This window comes from Chitinophagaceae bacterium, assembly GCA_007695095.1.
Classification (GTDB): Bacteria; Bacteroidota; Bacteroidia; order Chitinophagales; family REEL01; genus REEL01.
The window spans coordinates 86,497-106,011 of record REEL01000088.1 but is presented as its reverse complement, the minus strand read 5'-3'; the positions used below and the strand labels follow the sequence as shown (position 1 = coordinate 106,011).

Here is a 19,515-nt window from a genome sequence, read left to right as displayed (position 1 = left end):
ACTCAAAGTTATCTAATAAACATTAAACTCTTCAAAAGGGTTTTTTAATATTTTAGACCAAATAAGACTACATCTCTAAATACTTACAACATTTGCTATCAATTCATGTCTTATTCTAAGCGGAATTCAGGGTCTGAAGTTCTGTTAAAAGCTTATCAATCTTTTAAGTAAATGCCTTTACAGTTATGCTTTTCGCTTGTTTCTATTTATCATATTGCGTTTGAGGTATCCCTTTGAAAATTATCCGAAAAATATAAAGTAATTGAGTTCTCAGGATTTTTATTACTTCGCATACAAATATCTTGAAAATACCTATCACTCCGCAGACCGGAATGAAATTAGCATATATTTAAACTTTCAGCAAATGTTTTAAGCGGGAAGACTTATGAATACAGTATCTTAAATCTTTCTTTAAAAAGAAGAAAAAATTATTTTTGTAAAAGATAAATAGTTGTATATTTGCCACCGCTAAGGCCATAAGCGAAAGTAGCTCAGCTGGTAGAGCACAACCTTGCCAAGGTTGGGGTCGCGGGTTCGAATCCCGTCTTTCGCTCTCATTTTTATTACGCTTTGTAATAAAGATGCCCGGGTGGTGGAATTGGTAGACACGCAGGACTTAAAATCCTGTGGCCAGCAATGGCCGTGCGGGTTCAAGTCCCGCCCCGGGTACAAAATCAGAAAGATAGACAATGCAAAAGCAGCGTTTTACTTTCTGATTTTTTTTTTGATACCAATCTTTTATCTAACCTCTGATTTTAAGAAAATTATTGAACGAGTATTTTCTTGCTGATTACAATTTCATCTGACTGAATTAACAGCATATAAATCCCTTCCGGAAGTTTACTGATATCTAATTGAGTTGAGTATTCAAAAAAAGTTTCTGTTACTTTTTGGCCTTTTGCATTAAAGATTTGTGCATAAGCCTGTGAATCATTCTTTTTTTCAATATTCAATATTTCTCTTGCAGGATTTGGAAATACATTTATTTGTAAATCTTTAGATTGGTTGCTAATTGTATTTGTTGATGAAACCGTTTTAGGGTATTTACTAAAAAACTCCCAAATAACTTTGCTGGCATTAAAATCCTGTGAAGTTGGTCCTATGCTAAAAGGAGCGCCCGGCCATGTGTGACCGCCATTAATAACCTTATAAAGCTCTACACTGCTCCCTTCATCACCACCTGAATAAGTGTAGTGGATTGTGTTAGTGCCATCGTTAGGAGAAATATTATCTATATCAATTATCACAGGTTCATCATCGCAATTATTATGGTTTACCCAAAATGAGACGACACTGTCTACATGCAAAAATTGCTGAGTACCCTCATAAGGAACAGTGGGGTCATTGGTTCCGTGTATCTGCATAGCAGGTATAGGTTTAACCGTGTTGCAGTTATCATAATTAAGCTGAGTCATAGAGCCTGTAACTGATGCTACAGCCGTAAATCTATCACTTTCACAGGCTAATAAATAGCTCATAAACCCACCATTTGACATGCCTGTAGAAAATACTCTGTCGAGATCAATATTATAATTTTCAGAGATGGTATCAATCAATGTTTCTAAAAATCCAACATCATCAACATTTGACGGAAAAAAACCGACATTCCAAAATTGAGCACCGGATTCAGATGTGCCATTTGGATGCACTAAGATGAAGTTTGCGGTATCGGCTATCGGCTTAAAGTTTGTATATAGCTCCTGTTGAGCGCTGTTAGAAGTGTAACCATGGAGATTAAAAACCAAGGGAACGGCCTCGATTCCGTCATAAGTCGCAGGTATGTAAATTGAATATGTACGGTTGATTTGATTGTGCTCAAGGCTCTTATCTAAACTTGTTTGAGCATGTAAAAAAATCACAGAAATAATTAGTATTGAGAGAGTTGTTAAAAACTTCATAAGTTAGGTTTTGATATAAAAGTAATGTTTTTTTTAAAATAAAAATAGAATAGTAATTTGACAAACCTAATTTCTTTCGCCAAAAATGAGACTCCCAATACGAAGCATAGTGCTGCCACATTCAACAGCAATTTTATAATCACCTGTCATACCCATTGAAATTTCTTTGAAATTTTGATTATCAGAAAAATAGCCGGCTTTCAATTGGTCAAAATATTCTTTTAAAAGGGAAAATTCCTGTTTAATTTGATGAGTGTCATCTGTAAAAGTTGCCATCCCCATAACACCGCATATCTCTACATTTTTTAAATTTTGATAATCGCCACCTTTTAACCAATTTTTAAGTTCCTCCATTGAAAATCCTATTTTTGATTCTTCATCAGCAATATATATTTGAAGCAAAACTTTAATTTTTTTATCCGCTTTTTGCGCTTCTTTATTTATAGCTTTAATAATCTTTGGTCTGTCAATGCTGTGTATCCATGAGACGTGAGGAACTACAAATTTCACTTTATTACTTTGTAAGTTTCCAATAAAGTGCCATTCAATGTCTTTTGGCAGCTTTTCAGCCTTATTTTTCAGCTCTATTGCTTTATTTTCACCAAAATGAAGATGTCCCGTTTTATAGACTTCCATTATTTCTTCTTCCGATTTGGTTTTAGAAACAGCTACAAGTTTTATTTTTTTTTCTTGGGTTTCTTTTACTAATTTTTTTAAATTTTCCAGTTCCGGCATGTTTTTTACAAATTATAATAAGTGAGCAAAATAAAAGTTTAATTTTGAGAACTTCAAACTTCAATTTAAATGTATCATAAGTTTTTTTTTATCTCTCTATTGATTGTTTCTTTAAGTTCCTGCAATTTTTACTCCAATGATTTTAAATTGTTGCCGGCTGATAAGATGCAGGAGGTATTGGTTGATATTCATATAGAAGAAGCTGCTGCCCAGCATAAGTTTGATCATCCTGACTCAGTGAAAATTCATATGCATGAAGCCTATTTGTATATTTTTGAAAAGCATGAAATAGAAGCTGCTGATTTTTTTAATAGTTTTGAATATTATATTTACAACAAAATTGATGAGCTGGATGAGCTATATCAATATGTCATTCAGGAATTAAGTCTAAAAGATGCAGAATTGTCTGCCAGAAAGCTTAAAGTTGATGAGGAAATAGAAGATGATATAGAAATTGAAGATTAAATTTTTTATTCAATTTGTTATTAGTCTGATACTGACATTTTGGCTGATGTGTCAATAAAGCATAATTAATAGCCTGTAAACCTATATTTTGAAGTAAATTTTGCAATAATAATGACCATTTATTTAATATAGACTGTTAATATGGCTTTACTTAGTTTTGGCATATATGTTGAACAGTTTTTAATGTAAATTTTAAAAAATAAAATAAAATATGAAAGACGACTCTTTTTTTTCGCAGTTGATAGATGATGATGTAGAGTTTATGCCGATGTTGTCTTTGGAAGAAGAAGATGATATTAACAAAGATAAAATCCCTGAAGATTTACCCATATTGCCTCTGAAGAATACGGTTTTGTTTCCCGGAGTTATTTTACCAATAACAGTTGGCAGAGATAAATCGTTGAAAGCAGTTAAGCATGCTTATAAAAAGGACAAGATTATTGGTGTTGTTTCTCAGAAGGATGACAGTGTAGAGGATCCGGAATATGCAGATTTAAATTCTGTCGGAACGGTAGCCCGTATCATAAAAATGTTAAAAATGCCTGATGGCAGTTCTACTATTGTGATTCAGGGAAGAAAGCGTTTAAAGACAAAAGCGCTGGTATCTGAAGAGCCTTTCTTAATGGCAAAATGTGAGTTGATTGAGGACATAAAGCCTAAAAATAAAGCTGAATTTTCTGCAATTATTTCATCCATTAAAGACTTAGCTCAAAAGATAATAAAGCTTTCACCGAATATCCCTTCGGAGGCTTCTTTTGTATTAAAAAATATGGATAGTCCCTTATTCCTTTTACATTTTATCTCTTCAAATCTGGGGAGTGGATTAAAAGATAAGCAAACGATACTGGAAGAAAATGACTTAACCAGGAGAGCAGAATATGTGCTTGAGTTTCTAAATAATGAGCTTCAAATGATTGAGCTTAAGGTTAAAATTCAAAACAAAGTACAAACTGACATAGAAAAGCAGCAAAAAGATTATTTTTTAAACCAACAGCTGAAAACTATTCAGGAAGAATTAGGTGGAAGTAGTCATGATAAAGAAATAAAGGAATTAAAGCTTAAAGCATCCAAGAAAAAATGGCCTGAGGCAGTTTTAAAAGCTTTTAATAAAGACGTAGAGCGACTACAAAGAACTAATCCGGCAGCGGCTGATTACGGCTTAGTATTAAACTATCTGGAGCTTTTACTTGATTTGCCGTGGAAAAAATATACACAGGATAATTTTGATTTAACTAATGCACAGAAAGTATTAGACAGAGATCATCACGGGCTTGAAAAGATTAAAGAACGAATTATAGAATATTTAGCGGTGCTTAAATTAAAGGGAGATATGAAATCTCCTATACTTTGTTTTGTAGGCCCTCCCGGAGTTGGTAAAACTTCATTAGGGAAATCAATTGCATCAGCGTTGAATCGAAAGTATATAAGAATGTCATTGGGCGGATTACACGATGAATCTGAAATTCGCGGTCATAGAAAAACTTATATAGGGGCAATGCCCGGAAGAATCCTTCAGTCTATTAAAAAGGCAGATGCTTCAAATCCGGTTTTTGTATTGGATGAAGTTGACAAAATTGGTGCTGACTTTAGAGGAGATCCTTCTTCAGCTTTACTTGAGGTTTTGGATCCCGAGCAAAATGAAACTTTTTATGATAATTATTTGGAGTTGGAATACGACCTGTCTAAAGTTTTGTTTATTGCTACAGCTAATAATATAAACTCCATACAACCTGCTCTGAGAGACAGGATGGAAATTATTTGGCTGAGTGGATATTCTATTGAAGAAAAGGCTGAAATTGCTAAAAAGCATTTAATTCCGAAACTAAGGTCTCAGCATGGATTAAAATCAAAACAGTTTAAAATCGGAGATACTGCATTGGCTTATGTGATTGAGCGTTATACCAGAGAAAGTGGAGTAAGAGAGCTGGAGAGAAAAATTGCTGCATTGATGAGAAGAGCAGCAAAATTAATTGCTTCCGGTGAAAAAAGCACGGTTACTATTTCAAAACCTATGGCCATAGAGATTCTGGGTGTAGCTACTATGGACCCGACTCAGTACAATGAAGCTTTACCAAAAGGGGTTGCAGTTGGGTTAGCATGGACACAAACCGGTGGAGATATACTTTTTATTGAGAGCTCTTTAAGCAAAGGCAAAGAAAGCCTGACACTTACCGGAAATTTAGGAAATGTAATGAAAGAATCAGCATCCATTGCTTTAAGTTTCATAAAATCAAATGCCGAAAAATTTGGAATTTCTCCGGAAACATTTGAAAATCATAAAATTCACATTCACGTACCCGAAGGAGCTATTCCCAAAGACGGTCCTTCAGCGGGGATCACTATATTGGCAGCTCTGGCTTCTGTTTTTTCTGGTAAGCCTATTAAAAAGGGGATTGCCATGAGTGGAGAAATTACTTTAAGAGGTAAATTACTTCCGGTGGGAGGTATTAAAGAAAAAATTCTGGCAGCAAAGAGGGCCGGTTTATCTGAAATTTATCTCTGTGATAAAAACCAAAAAGATGTAGATGAAATCAATAAAGAATACATCAAAGGTTTAAATATAGTTTACAAGAAAACAATGATGGATGTTTTGAGTGATGTGTTGACTTAAAAAAAGAAGGGTTGAAACTTAGTTTCAACCCTTCTTTTTTTATTCTTCTGTTGCGTTAATTTCAGCATTTATAGGTATGGCATGGAGCCAGTTGAATTTATCCTCAACCCTGCCCAGTTTAATATCATTCATTAGCTTTTGAAGATAATTTGACAATTCCCTTTTCTCAGGTGCTCTAAGTTCCAGTTCTTTCCCTTTATAACCCATATGTGAAATTTGAGAAATAGTAGCGGCTGTTCCTGTACCGAATACATCTTTTAAAGTTCCGTTTTCATGGGCTTGGATAATCTCCTTTATTTCAACTTTCCTCTCTTCAACATGATAACCTTCTGATTTTAGTAGGGTTATAACGGAGTCTCTTGTAATGCCTTCAAGTATAGTGCCCTCATCTAAACCGGGGGTTATAACTTTATCACCAATTTGAAAAAAAACATTCATGGTACCAATTTCATGGATATACTTAAATTCAAAACCGTCCATCCATAAAATCTGGTCATAACCTTCTTGCCTGGCTTCCTGAACGCCTTTCATGGTAGCTGCATAATTTCCGGCAACCTTAGCTGTACCGACACCCCCGGGAATAGCTCTTACATACTTATCTGCAACTTTTACTTTCACCGGGGCCGAATAGTATGGGCCAACAGGACAGGTGAAAATAATGAAAGTGTATTTGTCGGAGGGCTTGATACCCACATATTCATCAGTTGCGAACATGAATGGCCTTATATAAAGTGAGCTGCCATCGAGGGTTGGTATCCATTCGTGATCTAGTTTAATTAATTCCTCAAGACCTTTGTTGAATAAATCTTTTGGTATCTCAGGCATTGCCATTCTTTCTGCAGATTTATTCATCCGGTCAATGTTTTTTTCCGGTCTGAAAAGTACCGGAACACCATTTAAGTTTTTATAAGCTTTGAGGCCTTCAAATATCGACTGACCATAGTGTAAAGCAGAAATAGCAGGATGTGTGTTTAAGTTTTGAAAAGGTATAATTCTCGGGTTTTTCCATTCACCTTTTTCATACTCAGTAATAAACATATGGTCACTAAAAATTCTCCCAAATGGAATATTGTTAAAATCTACTTCAGCAATTTTACTCTTTCTTGCTTTATCGATAGTAATTGTATTTATCATAAGTTGTATTTTTAAAATTAACGTAACTTTACACCTAAGCAGCATTCATTCTACAACTACAAATTAATTTAAAATATGCAGTTTCCCGAAGATAAGAAATTTTTTAATTTTTTTTTAGATGGTCAAAAGCTACTTATAAGAGAAGATTTACAATCTCCGAGAAGTTTATCAGAAATTGACTTCAACATGGATAAAGATACTAAAGTAATAATATTTGTTAAAATAGATGACATATTGCTGGATTCAGAAATGCTTTCATTTATTGAAAAAATAATGAATAGTGTACAGCTTGAAAACAAAAACTATTTTGTTATTAATTTAAAAAAATACCCGGATATTCAATTCTCTTCATTTAGAAGAAAGTTTCCGGATCCAAAAGTTTTTATATTTTTTGGAGTACAAACTTTAGAGCTTGCATTAAACATTAGCATGGGGGAGGGACTGATGATGAAGTTTAAAGATTATACATTTATCAAATCATTAAGTCCGGAAGTATTAAAAAATGATAAACAAGCTAAAAATAAGTTATGGACAAATTTAAAAAACACATTTTATAATGAAGGTTGAAATAATTTTTGCTACTCACAATGTTCATAAAGTAAAAGAAGCCAATCAAATCATAGGAAAAAACATCAAATTAATTTCACTGAAAGATTTAGGGTATAATAAGGAAATAGAAGAACCATTTCTTAGTCTTGAAGAAAATTCATTAACTAAAGCCATGACAGTTTTTGAGATTTTCGGCAAATCAGTAATTGCCGAAGATACGGGATTGGAAGTGAAAGCTTTGCTAGGTGAGCCGGGTGTTTTTTCAGCCAGGTATGCCGGTCAAAATGCTTCTGACAATGAAAATATTAATAAATTATTAAAGAAGTTGGAACAGTTTTCTGACCGAACGGCGAGATTCAGAACAGTGCTTACTTTTATTGCAAATGATGATACTAAAATGCAATTTGAAGGTGTAATTGACGGTAAAATTTCAACTGAACCAAAAGGTACAAGAGGATTTGGCTATGATCCTGTATTTATCCCCAAAGGTTATAATAATACTTTTGCCGAATTAGGTGACGAAATTAAAAAGAAACTCAGCCATAGGGCTGTTGCTTTCAATTCACTAAATGAATTTTTAAAAAGCTTTAAAAAATCTGATTAAATAATTTCTATTTAATCAATTAAATTTATATATTTATACTAGTTATTAAGTCTAATTGTTTAAATATTTCAAATGGAAGGGGCTATTATTCATGGAGAATCATTGGCTAATCTGATAAAGAAAAGCTTTAAAAATGACAGAAAGTCACAGAGGATTCTCTATGAGTATTATTCTCCTGTAATGTTTTCTATTTGTCTGCGTTATGCAGGAGATTATCACAAAGCAGAAGATTATTTGCAGGAAGGTTTTGTCAGAGCCTTTCAGAATTTGCATCAATTTAGCTTTAAAGGTTCTTTTGATGGTTGGTTAAAACGGATTTTTGTTAATACATGTATTTCTGAATTAAGAAGTTCTGTAGCAATTTATCCATTAATAGAGGTTAAGAATATACCCGATGAAAATGACACAGATGATTTCTTTTATGCTGATATTCCCATGGAAAAGATTTTAAAGATGATTCAGGAATTACCGGTGGGTTACAGAACTATCTTTAACTTATATACTATAGATGGATTATCGCATGATAGAATTTCAGTTGAATTGAATATTTCTGTTGGTACTTCTAAATCTCAATTAGCCAGGGCGAGAGTAGCTTTGCAAAAGAAGTTGAAGCAATTAGATATTTATCCGAAAGAAAAAGCAGGAAGATAATTTAATATAGCATGCAACCTTTTATCAAAATGTCTGTCTATGCTATTGTTTATTATTGAAGAAATTGATTTTTGAGCAAGAGAAGATATGAGTAAGGAAAAAAGTTATGATAAAAATAATATGGATCGATTTTTTAAAGATAATTTAGAGGATTTTCGTGTAAAGCCGGAAAAAGATGTCTGGAGTAAAATCGAACATGATTTAGATACTATAGATGCTCGCAAGAAAATGTTAATGCAGCGTAGATTTTACCGATCTGCTATTGCTATTCTCTTGCTTGTATTTAGCATTCAATCTTCTTATCTTCTCCACCAAAATACCATTCTTTCAAATTCTGAAACCGAAATTGAATCAACAGCCCTTCATAAAGATTCATATAAATTTTTAACTAACTTTTCAGCCCTCATAAATAAATTAGAGTTTTATAATACTCAAGCAAATAACTCTTCAGACATTCAGCACATAGCTCAATTTGAGAGCCTAACGAATAGTTTTGAGGCTGATAATAGCTATTCTTCTATGACTAAAAATACCGGAGAGTCAGGTTCAAATCAATCGTACAGACCGGCATCTTCTGTTTCCGGTACTACTGAAGAAAATCAAAAAATATCTGAAGCTGTAAATTCTGAAGGTACAGACTTTTCAAATACAGAATCAAGTATGTTAACGACTTCTGATTTACAGTTACTTGGTGAACAGGAATTGAATTTTGATGAAAATTTTGACTTTTTAGCCTCTATAAATAAATTGGTAGATAATCCTTTTGGATTAGATTTGGAATCTGAGAATAGACGGATTCGGAAACTCCAAAATAATGCACCCGCTGAATACTCTAAAGGGCTTCATTTTGGAGTCGGAATTCAGTCAGTTAGAAATAGTTTAAATGAGATTTCTCTTCCGGCTGTTGCGGAAAGTGATTATAAATACAGTTTTAATTCCGGTACCGGATTAAAGTATGGTTTCAATTTTGGTTATGACTTTAACAGCAATTTTGGAGTAGAATCAGGCTTTTTTTTAAATACACTTAATTATTCGTTAGATGCTACAAGCAAAAACTGGAATTACACGGACAGAAATTTCAGACTTGATTATTTAGAGATACCTTTACTATTCAGATATAAAATGTCGGGCTACAGCTATGCCTTGAATCAAACACATGGAGTTACATTTACAGCAGGTATTTTATATAAAAAACTGATAGGTGGTATTTTTGAAGAAATAAAAAATATCTTTAATCAATCCCTGTTTTTCCAGGAACATAACTATGGGCTTGCGGGAGGTGTACAATATGATATTTTTATAGTTAATAATTTGATTTTAGGTTTTAATATGCGCATTGATACATATGCTCCATATTCTAACAGATATTTGTATAACATGAACTTTTCAGGGGGAGCTTCTTTACGTTACTTTATCCCTGCAAAAAAGTAGTAGTTTTTCATTAGACCCACTCTATTTATATTCTAAATTTATGAGTTACTATTTAACTTCATAAAGCTACTTTTGATAAAAAAGTATTCAGTTTATTCTATTATAGAAGGCTCTGCTATTTTGTAGTTCTCACAACCATCCTAATATTTTCAATAAAAAAGAAACTCTCCAAAAGGTTTAACTTCTAACTTGATAATCACACTATACGAAATAATCTTGATTTTGGGTAACCCATTGCACAAAACAGGAATGGTTGACTTGAACAATAGAACATCTGAATGAAGAAATCAGAAATTAGAACTTTACTAAAAATAACCCGATTCTTTACTTTTTTTCTGAAGCAGTATTTATACTTTTTTCTTTTATTTTACTTCTGTATTCGATTGTTCGAATGTTCTATTATTCAATTATTTTATATCCTTGATTCTGTAAATGTTGGTAGATGCATGCAACAAATTGAAAACTATTCCATGAAACAAACAATCTTGATATTGGGTGACCCATTGCTCAAAACAAGAATGGTTAATTTGAACAATAGAACATCTGAATGAAGAAATCAGAAATTAGAACGTTGCTAAAATTAATCCGTTTCTTTTTTTCTTTCATTTTACTTCACTATTCGATTGTTTGAATGTTCTATTATTCAATTATTTTATAACCTAATGAAAAACAGATTAAATATAAACTACTTGCATTTTGAATGGGACAGATTGTTTTATTCCTTTTGTAGCAATGATGATTTGAATGTGCTTAGGTCGAAAAAACTAGAACAATTCACTCCTCAGATCAAAACATTAACTGTCAACAAATAGGCAACAAAAAAGGGCTGTAAAAATTTTACAGCCCTTTTTTATTTGTTCAAATACTTATAGCAATTACTTTTTGACGGTATTGTCTTTCTTAATCATATCCAATACTGCAGGTGAAGCGATAAAGATTGAAGAATAAGTACCTACCAGGATACCTATCAATAAGGCGAAAGAAAACCCTCTGATAACTTCTCCACCAAATATGAATAAGATAACAACAACGAGTAAGGTTGTAATTGCCGTGATAACTGTACGACTTAAAGTACTGTTAATTGCCAGATTAATTGTTTTGTCCATTTTTTCTCTTGGATGGAGAATCAGGTATTCACGAATACGGTCAAAAACTATCACCGTATCATTTATAGAGTAACCAATAATAGTTAGGATTGCTGCAATAAAAGCCTGATCTATTTCCATTGAGAATGGAAGTATCCCCTTGAAAATAGAGAATATACTTAACATTATCAATACATCATGGAAGATAGCTATGATTGCACCAATACTAAACTGCCACCTCCGGAATCTGGCGAGAATATACAAGAATATACCTACTAATGAAAATACCGTAGCCCATATCGCACCCTGCCTGATATCATCGGCAATGTTAGGGCCAATCTTAACAGAGCTCATTCTGAAGTTATTGATAAACTCATTATAAGTTATTTCAGAGTCATAAAAATCTTTGACTCCTTCAAATAGTAGATTCTCAACTATACTGTCAGCTTCAGGTCTGCTGTCTGTAATCATGAAAGCAGTAGTGATTTTCACCTGATTGCTTGCACCAAAAGTTTTTACTTCAGGCATAGCCTCAAACTGATCAGTTAGAGATGTACTTAATTCAGTGGTATTAACACTTTGATCAAAACGTACAACATAACTTCTTCCTCCCTGGAAATCCACTCCCAACTCAAATCCTCTGGTTAGCATCGACGTTATACCTAAAAGTATAATGATACCGGATAGTATATAAGTAAATTTCCGTTTATTAATAAAGTCGTAATTTAAATTTTTAAAGGCTCCTTCAGTATATTTATTGAAAAAGTTAACTTTCTTTTCTCTGTTTGTAAGGCCTTCAATAATTAATCTTGAGATTAATACTGCGGTAAAGAAAGAGGAGAATATACCGATTACTAAAACAGTTGCAAAACCTTGTACCGGCCCTAATCCGAAGAAAAGTAATATAAAGCCTGTAATTAAAGTAGTTAAGTTAGCATCTACAATAGCTGAATAGGAGTTATAATAGCCATCTTTTATGGCCATCTTTATGCCTTTGCCTTTTATTAGCTCCTCTCTTATACGTTCATAAATAATTACGTTTGCATCCACAGCCATACCTATGGTTAATACAATACCCGCAATTCCCGGTAGGGTAAGTGCGGCTCCAAGAGAGGCTAGTACTCCTAGTATGAAAAACAGGTTTAAGAATAGAACTATATTGGAAATTATACCTCCAATATTGTAATATAAAATCATAAAAATGAATACCAGCGATAGACCTATTAGGAGAGACTGCAAGCCTGCATTAATAGATTCCTGACCAAGTGATGGTCCTACAATTTCTTCTTCAACAATTTCTGCTCTGGCAGGAAGCTGACCTGCTCTAAGTATATTTGCTAAATCCTGAGCTTCTCTGATATCAAAACGACCTGTAATCTGCGTTCTTCCACCACTGATTTCTCCCTGAATTGTAGGAGCAGAATAAACTTCATCATCTAATACGATAGCTATGGATTTACCTACGTTATCACCGGTAATTTGTCTCCATCTGACACTACCTTCCCGGTTCATGCTCATATTTACAATAGCATTACCGAATTGATCAAAGTCCTGGCCTGCATTAACTACAACATTTCCACTAAGAAGGGGTCTGTCCTGACCGGGTGTAGTTTCCAAGGCATATAGTTCATAAATTTGCTGTCCCTCAGACTCGATAGGAAGTGCTGACCAAACGAATTTTACGTTACGTGGAAATATCGCACGGACTCTGTCCATGTTAAGATATTCCATAACTTGATCTTTATTAAAAGAGTTTACATATCCGATAACAGGACCGTCTCCTATACTTTGTCCACCATCCTGTGTAGGTATTAGGTTTGGCGATAAAATATTAAATAAAGGGTTTTCCAATGCAAAGTCTTCATCTTCCTGAGCATCTAAAATACCGTCATCTCCAATGTCACCCAAACCGTCAAACAATCCTGCATCACCATCTTCTTCTACTTCAGCCGGTTCAACCGGTTCATCATTTATACCAACTTCGTCTTCAACCGGAGTTATAATCGGTTCAGAAATAGTGTCAGCTTCATCAACTTCAACATCTCCTCTTTCTGCTTTCTTAATTTCTGCCAACACATTATTGGCTTCAAAAAGAAAGTCAATCAGATCAGCATTGTCCCAGGCTATCCAAAAGTTTAATTCTGCTGTTGATTGTAAAAGTCTTCTAACTCTTTCAGGGTCATCAACACCCGGCAATTCAACGGTAATTCTACCGGTTAATTCCTGTAAGGAGATATTGGGCTGAGTAACACCAAAACGGTCAATCCTAATTCTCAGAATATTATAGGTATTTCTGATTTTTTCTCTGGATTCTCTATTGATTGCGTTCAGAACTTCCTGATTAGAAGAAGTGATATTAATTATTTCCTGATTTTCAGGAGTAGCAAAAATAGCTGCTAAACGACCACCCGGATTAACCTCTTCATAAGCTTGTCCAAATGTAGTTACAAAATCTACATTGCTTTCAAACCTTCTTTCTTCTGCCAGGTTCAATGCTCTTTCAAAGTTTTCGTCAGAACTGTATCCGGAAAGAGCTCTCAATAAATCGGGTTGAGAAATTTCCAAAATCACACTCATTCCTCCTCTTAAGTCAAGTCCTAAACTTAGTTGCCTTTCCGCGGCATCTCTGTAAGTGTATTGTTCAACAAGGAAATTCAGTGCAACTTCATTACCTATAGAATCTAAAAATCTTCTCTTTATACTATTTTTCTCTCTGTTAAGTGAGTCTAAATAGTCAATTTGAAGTCGGGTATTGCCGTCAAACATTCCGCTGATAGCTTCCGCATCAGGTATTTGAATTCTTTCCTTTACGAAATTATTTGCTTTTTGCTCAGCTCTGTAAGAAGCAACAGTGAATGATAACTGATAAAGGCAAACAATAATCAGCGCAATACCAAAAAACTTAATAAGGCCTTTTCCTTGCATAATTTAATAGTTATATTGAATTTTTCTAATGGTTTTTTTAATCAAGTCGCAAATATAAAGATAATTATCGTTAAAAACTCACCAACTTGCGGTGATTATTCAAAAAGCAGTAAAGATTTTCAGAGACTTATGAATTGGTGTCAATAAAGCGGTTAATATCTTTGTCTTTTCCTATCAATAAGATAGTATCATCTTCTAAAAGAATAGTCTCCGGTTTGGGTACTCCAATGACGCTAATCTCGGGATCTTTCTTGCCTTCTTTATACACTTTTCGCTTAACTGTGATTATATTAATGTTGTATTTTTTACGAATGTTTATATCTTCAATTTTTTGATTTACAACATTTTCAGGACATGCAATTTCTACAATTTCATATTCATCAGGAAGGGGGATAAAGGTTAAAAGGTTAGGTGAAAGTAATTTTTCAGCTAAAGAGACTCCAACTTCTATTTCCGGAGCTATGATTTCTTTAATCCCAATCTTTTCAAGTATTTTTTTTTGAAAAATAGTATTTGCCCTTGTGATAAGTCTTTTTATATTCATTGACTGCAACTGAACAGTAGTCAGTAAAAGACTTTCAAAATCATTTCCTATAGCGACTATTACTACATCCATGTCTTCAATGTTTTGATTTTGAAGAGCCTTTATATCCGTAGCATCCATTTTAACAGCATAAGCAATGTCATCCCTTATATTTTCAATGATGTCTTCTCTGGTATCTATTCCTAATACTTCTGCGCCTTTTTCTGCCAGTGTTTTAGCTACTGTTTCTCCAAATCTTCCCAAACCTATTACTGCAAATTTTGAGTATTTTTCCATTTCTGATGTTTAATTATTGAAGGTAAACTTTTTCTACAGAATGTATTTGCTTATCTGTATTAAAAATATGGATAAAATATATTCCGGGAGTCGGAGGCTGATTTATTTCTTTAAGCTCCAAAGCGTTAATTGCAAAATTTGAATGTATTCTGCCTGAAATATCGTAAATATTCACTAAAAGAGATTCATTACTCATTTGGTTTTTAAGTAAAATCTGACTGTTCGTAACATCAAGTTGATAAAAGACCTCTGCGATACTTACTTCATTCGCATTGGTTGTCGTGCAATTCAATACAAAATTTTTATAAATTATGGAATCTGTGTAAAGGTTTACATTTGTAGTTTTAGTTGTACATCCGCTTCTGGATATTTCCAACGTATACTCACCGGTTTCCGGAGCACCGGTTTTGTACTCTCCATTTAAATTTGTGCGTTCAGTTTGCGAGGTTCCAAGTATTTTAATGTCGGCAGAAATAAGAGGGAAACCATCATTTGAATTAATGATTAAGCCTTCAAGATAGGCTGCCCTTTCATAGTCGGGTTTTAAAATAAATAAACCATTTTCAATATCGGAGGCAATAACATTTCCCGAAGGAAGATAAGGATCAATTCCCCAGCATCCGTTAAATCCGTTTGAAGGGCTATATATGGAAGTATTATAGCGACCCACTTCAATTAGATTATCCGGATACCTTGCATCTATTACGACCACTCCAGTTCGGTAATATGAGGCTACTAAAAAACCGTTTAGGTAATGCACATTATGCGGAATTAAACCTGAGCCGGGTAAAATTCTAATTCTATCTAATAACTGGGGGCTGTTTAAATTTGAAATGTCGTATGCAGCAATATAAGCACCGGAAACTTCATCTGTAGTAAAAAGAGTCTTTCCGTCATCGGATAACCATGTATTATGTGTAAATAGAGAGGGTGTTTCAAAAGTTTGAATTATTTGAAGATTAGCTTTGTCGCTCACATCAATGACGGCTACTATTCCCTGATAAATTAAGGCGGCATAGATAGTATCATTTCTACCATAGCAATCGTGGACATAAGCATCGGAAAAGCTTCCTACAATTGGAGGGTTTATTGGATTAGCATTCAGGTCAAGGATTAAAAAACCACGCTGATTTCCCGGTATAGTTCCATCCGCATTGTTAAATCCATTGACAAAGGCAAAGCCGTTTTCATCGATAAAGATAGTATGTGCTGTATTTACTTCATTTGCAGGTCCGGTCCATGTATTCACATTTACATTATTAGGTAAATTGCTGAGATTTAAAATTTGTAAACCACCGCCGCCTTCTGTAGTAATATAAGCATAATGTTCAAATGTTCTTATTTCACGCCAGTCTGAAGTTGCACCCTGTATAAAAAACTTCTCTTCAGGGTTTGACGGGTCAGATATATCAACAATTGAGGTTCCTGACCTGGTTCCAACAATGGCATATTCAGTCCCGTCAGGTGCTGCGTAAGACCATATTCCACTGAGAGTTTGGTTATATGGAAGCTGCCCTTTAAATGTTATATTAAAATCAGAAGCAGTAAGTGAAACTAAATTTGAAAAGACAAAAAGAAAGACAAAGAAAATAAATGGTTTCATGTAAAAAATTTAATAAAAATGGATGTAGGTTTTAATTTACCTTTTTTAAAGAAAAGTCTTCAAATCGCAAAATATGTAATGAACTGTTCTGATAAAAATTAATATCATTTTTATTGTCGATTCTACCTCTTTGAGGAGCTGATTCGGATAATTCAGTTGTTAAAATATCATCATTTAACTCGGCTTTGAAATATAGATTTGTGTGCAATCCTCTGTAAATGTAATCTTCCAGATAAGTTTTGAAATCTTGCCCGAATTCATGTAATAAGTAAAAAAAGTACATGGAAATATCATAGGCTTTAATGCTATTTTCATCTGGAATGTTGTTAAAAGCCTGATAGAACTTTTTATTGAATTCCACGATTTCTTTTTTTTCATTATCAGTATGAAAACTGGATGTGAAATGAACATTCAGTCCATGAAGGTAATCCATTCGAATTCGTTCTACATTACCCCAAATTGGGAACCCAAATACATTGATATCATAATCCTCTACTTCGTTAAATAATTGACGAGCAAAATTATTAACCACTCCGGGATTTAGAGTAGGGATAATAAAGTTATTTTGAGTTCCGGGAACCAAGAATCTGCTTAAGTTTGCATTTGGTACCCTTGCTGAGTCAATTTGTGCAAATTGAAGTTTAAAAGTAGCAAATGGATTTCTCTCGGTATAGATTTTCAGTAGTTCTTTGAGATACTCAACTGCCGGACTGTTTTTATCCTGTTCCGGGTAGAGAACTATATTGTTTTGATATCTGTGTTTAAAAATAATATAATCAAACAACACATCACAATGCATTTTGATTGTGGGATTAATTTGTAAATAATAAGGGTTTTTTTCGGTGATATTATCGGCAGGAGAAAGGGGAGAAACAACAAACAGTTCTTTGTTTTTATTTAACTGTGTGGCAGTTCTTAGGGGACTATTGTAAATCGGCCCAATCAGAATGTCCAGAGAATCGAATGCTCCCGAGTTAAACAGTCGTCGTACTTTTTGTGGATCATTGGCGGAGTCCCAGATTTTAACATTTAGGTTTAATCCTTTTTTATCCAGACTATCAATAGCTAACTTAACTCCTTTAAGAAAGTTAAGCCCTAATTTAGACCTTTCAAAATCTTCAGGGGAAAAATATATTTCATCATAAATATTAATATTTAAGGAGTCTAAAAATAAAGGCAACAGAAAGCCGATTTTAGGAATATATACTTCATCCGGATCCACATCCGGGTCAACTATTATTTCAATGTCTTCTGCCTTCAACTCTTCTTCTGTGCGGGTACCATCGATAATCAAAACATCTCTCTCAGGTTCTGACGGCCCACGCAGAATTGCGCATGATTGAAACACTATACTTAGAAGTAAAATCCAAATATATTTTTTATTCCCATTCAATTGTAGATGGTGGTTTTGAGCTAATGTCATAGACAACCCTGTTTATACCTTTTACCTGGTTAATTATTTTTTGCGAAACTTCGGCTAAAAAATCATAAGGCAAGTGACACCAGTCTGCCGTCATACCATCTACAGAGCTCACTGCTCTGAGTGCCACGACATTTTCATAAGTTCTTTCATCACCCATGACACCTACACTTTTTACCGGCAACAACATTGCGCCGGCTTGCCAAACATCATTATAAAGCTTACGTTCCTTTAACGAATTTACAAAAATATAGTCTGCTTCCTGTAAAATTCTGACTTTCTCTTCAGTTATATCTCCAATTATTCGAATGCCAAGACCCGGACCCGGGAAAGGGTGTCTTTCCAAAATAGAAGGAGAAATCTCTAATTCATAGCCAATCTTCCTAACTTCATCTTTAAACAGAGCCCTTAATGGCTCCAGTACTTTCATATTTAGCTTTTCAGGTAGACCACCCACATTATGATGTGATTTGATAGTGACTGAAGGCCCGTGTACACTAACAGATTCAATAACATCAGGATAAATAGTTCCCTGTGCTAACCAGTCGACTTCTTCTATTTTATGGGCTTCTTCATCAAAAACTTCAATAAATACACGACCAATTATTTTACGTTTTTTTTCAGGGTCATCAACCCCTTTTAACTCTTCGTAAAATTTTTTACTCGCGTCAACTCCTGTAATATTCAACCCCATATCTTTATAGGACTCCAAAACTTCTGAAAATTCATTTTTTCTCAAAAGTCCGTTGTTTACAAAAACACAATGTAGGTTTTTACCTATAGCTCTGTGAATTAAAATAGCCGCAACGCTTGAGTCTACTCCTCCGGAAAGTCCGATTAGTACTTTTCTGCCATTCGTTGTTTTACGTATCTTTTCAATAGCCTCTTCTATGAATACTTCAGGTGTCCAGTCTCCTTTGCAAGCACAGACACTAAACAGAAAATTAGAAAGGATCTCAGCTCCGTAGACAGTATGAACTACTTCAGGGTGAAATTGAACACCTAAAAGAGCTTTTTCATCAGTGCCATTAATTTCCCTTTCAAAAGCCGCAACCGGAATGTCATTTGTTTGAGCTATAATATTAAAACCTTCCGGTAACTCCATTATAGAATCGGCATGTGACATCCAGACTTGTGATTCAGCAGGAATACTTTTAAATAAAGGGTGTTCTTTTTTTAGAATTTTCAGATTTGCCCGACCGTATTCTCTTTTTTGGGAAGACTCTACTTTTCCACCAAAATTATCTACCACCCACTGTGCGCCATAACAAATTGCCAGTGTAGGAACTTTATCCAGGTAGTCTGTAAACAAAGGCTTCAAAGTGTTTTTAGCCCGAACTGAAAAAGGGCTTCCGGAAAGAATAACACCTTTTATATTTTTAGTGATTTCAAACTTCTTATTGTAAGGCAGTATTTCGCTGTAAACTCCTGCCTCTCTAATTCTACGGGCTATTAACTGAGTATATTGCGAACCAAAATCGAGGATAACTATTTTTTCGTGCATGTAATATATTGACTTATTATTTTACTTTTGAAAGCCCAAAATTACTATTTTTAAAGTAATCCTAATTTAATTTCGAAAAA

14 protein-coding genes and 2 tRNA genes are annotated in these 19,515 nt (G+C 34.0%); 8 read left to right on the top strand and 8 right to left on the bottom strand.

The annotated features are described in order from the left end of the window. The first annotated feature begins 480 nt into the window (after nt 1-480). Both EA412_05150 and EA412_05145 read left to right on the top strand, forming a co-directional pair. Nucleotides 481-553 (top strand) — tRNA-Gly (locus EA412_05150). Nucleotides 554-583: 30 nt separating this feature from the next. Next, nucleotides 584-672: transfer RNA gene (locus EA412_05145), tRNA-Leu, on the top strand. 92 nt (nt 673-764) lie between these two features. Here EA412_05145 and EA412_05140 read toward each other — a convergent pair. Beyond that, nucleotides 765-1,898 (bottom strand): T9SS C-terminal target domain-containing protein, encoded by a 1,134-nt coding sequence (locus EA412_05140; protein TVR80299.1) that lies wholly within the window; start codon nt 1,896-1,898, stop codon nt 765-767. A 66-nt stretch (nt 1,899-1,964) separates the two neighbouring features. Next, entirely contained in the window at nt 1,965-2,633 is a 669-nt protein-coding gene (locus EA412_05135) for a YggS family pyridoxal phosphate-dependent enzyme (protein TVR80298.1), read from the bottom strand. Between the two features lie 69 nt (nt 2,634-2,702). Between EA412_05135 and EA412_05130 the strand changes: the two genes are divergently transcribed. Then, complete coding sequence (locus EA412_05130) at nt 2,703-3,098, top strand: DUF4296 domain-containing protein (GenBank protein TVR80297.1); 396 nt, start codon at nt 2,703-2,705, stop codon at nt 3,096-3,098. A gap of 211 nt (nt 3,099-3,309) precedes the next feature. Continuing rightward, entirely contained in the window at nt 3,310-5,709 is a 2,400-nt protein-coding gene (lon, locus tag EA412_05125; GenBank protein TVR80296.1) for an endopeptidase La, read from the top strand. A 39-nt stretch (nt 5,710-5,748) separates the two neighbouring features. On the opposite strand, the gene EA412_05120 is transcribed toward lon, so the two are convergent. After that, complete coding sequence (locus tag EA412_05120) at nt 5,749-6,843, bottom strand: branched-chain amino acid aminotransferase (protein ID TVR80295.1); 1,095 nt, start codon at nt 6,841-6,843, stop codon at nt 5,749-5,751. 75 nt (nt 6,844-6,918) lie between these two features. Between EA412_05120 and EA412_05115 the strand changes: the two genes are divergently transcribed. From EA412_05115 to EA412_05100, 4 genes are all read left to right on the top strand, one after another. Further along, nucleotides 6,919-7,410, top strand: a complete 492-nt coding sequence (locus EA412_05115; protein ID TVR80294.1) for a hypothetical protein — start codon at nt 6,919-6,921, stop codon at nt 7,408-7,410. After that, entirely contained in the window at nt 7,400-7,996 is a 597-nt protein-coding gene (gene rdgB, locus EA412_05110) for an RdgB/HAM1 family non-canonical purine NTP pyrophosphatase (GenBank protein ID TVR80293.1), read from the top strand. The genes EA412_05115 and rdgB overlap by 11 nt, the downstream gene beginning before the upstream one ends. Before the next feature lie 72 nt (nt 7,997-8,068). Then, complete coding sequence (locus EA412_05105; GenBank protein TVR80292.1) at nt 8,069-8,647, top strand: RNA polymerase sigma factor; 579 nt, start codon at nt 8,069-8,071, stop codon at nt 8,645-8,647. Between the two features lie 87 nt (nt 8,648-8,734). Then, complete coding sequence (locus EA412_05100) at nt 8,735-10,078, top strand: PorT family protein (protein ID TVR80291.1); 1,344 nt, start codon at nt 8,735-8,737, stop codon at nt 10,076-10,078. An 875-nt stretch (nt 10,079-10,953) separates the two neighbouring features. Here the strand turns inward: EA412_05100 and EA412_05095 are convergent. The 5 genes from EA412_05095 to EA412_05075 all read right to left on the bottom strand — a co-directional run bounded on the left by EA412_05095 (nt 10,954) and on the right by EA412_05075 (nt 19,435). Further along, a complete protein-coding gene (locus tag EA412_05095) occupies nt 10,954-14,088 on the bottom strand; it encodes a protein translocase subunit SecDF (protein TVR80290.1) in 3,135 nt (1,044 codons plus the stop codon). A 127-nt stretch (nt 14,089-14,215) separates the two neighbouring features. Then, nucleotides 14,216-14,908, bottom strand: a complete 693-nt coding sequence (locus EA412_05090) for a TrkA family potassium uptake protein (protein ID TVR80289.1) — start codon at nt 14,906-14,908, stop codon at nt 14,216-14,218. Nucleotides 14,909-14,921: 13 nt separating this feature from the next. Then, the gene (locus EA412_05085) at nt 14,922-16,511 is read right to left on the bottom strand and encodes a choice-of-anchor B family protein (protein ID TVR80288.1); all 1,590 of its coding nucleotides are present in this window, start codon (nt 16,509-16,511) and stop codon (nt 14,922-14,924) included. Nucleotides 16,512-16,542: 31 nt separating this feature from the next. Then, on the bottom strand, nt 16,543-17,904 hold the full coding sequence (locus tag EA412_05080) for an amino acid ABC transporter substrate-binding protein (GenBank protein ID TVR80287.1): 1,362 nt from the start codon (nt 17,902-17,904) through the stop codon (nt 16,543-16,545). Next, nucleotides 17,891-19,435 (bottom strand): glutamine-hydrolyzing GMP synthase, encoded by a 1,545-nt coding sequence (locus EA412_05075; protein TVR80286.1) that lies wholly within the window; start codon nt 19,433-19,435, stop codon nt 17,891-17,893. The genes EA412_05080 and EA412_05075 overlap by 14 nt, the downstream gene beginning before the upstream one ends. Between the last annotated feature and the right edge of the window lie 80 nt (nt 19,436-19,515).